The organism is Bradyrhizobium sp. P2_E8 (genome assembly GCF_056403875.1).
In genome coordinates this window covers 1-808 of record NZ_JBFUES010001726.1, presented here as the reverse complement: position 1 = coordinate 808, position 808 = coordinate 1, and the positions used below count along the sequence as shown (strand labels likewise).

Sequence of the window (808 nt, the reverse complement as noted above, 5' to 3'; positions counted from 1 at the left end):
CTGCGGGCAAGCGCGTCACCGGGCTGCTGGTCGACTATCACCTCGACCGCGGCAACGGCATCGCCGCGATCCGCGACATCCGCCGCCGCTTCGGCGACGCCATCCCTGCGATCCTGATCACCGCCGACCGCAGCCCCGCCGTGCAGCTGGCCGCGCGCGAGGAGAAGATCGCCGTGCTGAACAAGCCGGTGAAGCCGGCCTCGCTGCGCGCCCTGCTCGGCCAGTGGCGCACGCAGCAGATGGTGGCGGCGGAGTGAGACGGCCTGTTGGCGAGCGCCCGGCCCCGCTTTCGCAACTCAGGGCGCGAGGCGGGTGAAGACGTAATCGCGCCCCTTCGCGCGAGCCTCGTGGCAGGCGAAGCAGGTGCGGTGCTGCGCTTCGTCGACCGGCTTGCCGTTGACGAAGCGGCCAAAACCCCAGCCGCCGGTGGAGGCATATTTCCTGGCATCCTTGACCATCACCTGGACCGTGGTAGCCGCGCCGGGAATCGTTGCCGACGCGAATTCCGGTGACTGTTTCCGCTTCCAGGCGCGCTTGACCAGAATGGTGCCGTCCGGGAACGGAAGCTTTCCGGCCTGATAGGCGTCGATTGCCACCTGGTTGCCGACGACCGCGCGAAGCTCGTCGAGCGGCGCGGCCTCTTCGGCCGGCGCGATCAGCTCCCATTGCTTGTAGCCCGCGGGAATCGTGACGCCGAAGATCGGCGAGGCATCGGCTGTCGCGGGGCCCTCCGCCAGCGCGATCGAGACGAGGTAGGGCACGCAGGTCAGGAGAACGACCAGGAGAAGCGCGGCGAGCACCATCACCG

General features: G+C 69.1%; 1 protein-coding gene and 1 pseudogene. One reads left to right on the top strand and one right to left on the bottom strand.

All coding sequences use genetic code 11. The features are described from left to right. Window positions 1-257: pseudogene (locus tag AC1D00_RS43510) on the top strand (hypothetical protein); the annotation flags it as partial. Between the two features lie 39 nt (window positions 258-296). On the opposite strand, the gene AC1D00_RS43505 reads toward AC1D00_RS43510, so the two are convergent. Next, a complete protein-coding gene (locus AC1D00_RS43505; protein WP_477014982.1) occupies window positions 297-806 on the bottom strand; it encodes a cytochrome P460 family protein in 510 nt (169 codons plus the stop codon). Window positions 807-808: the final 2 nt, after the last annotated feature.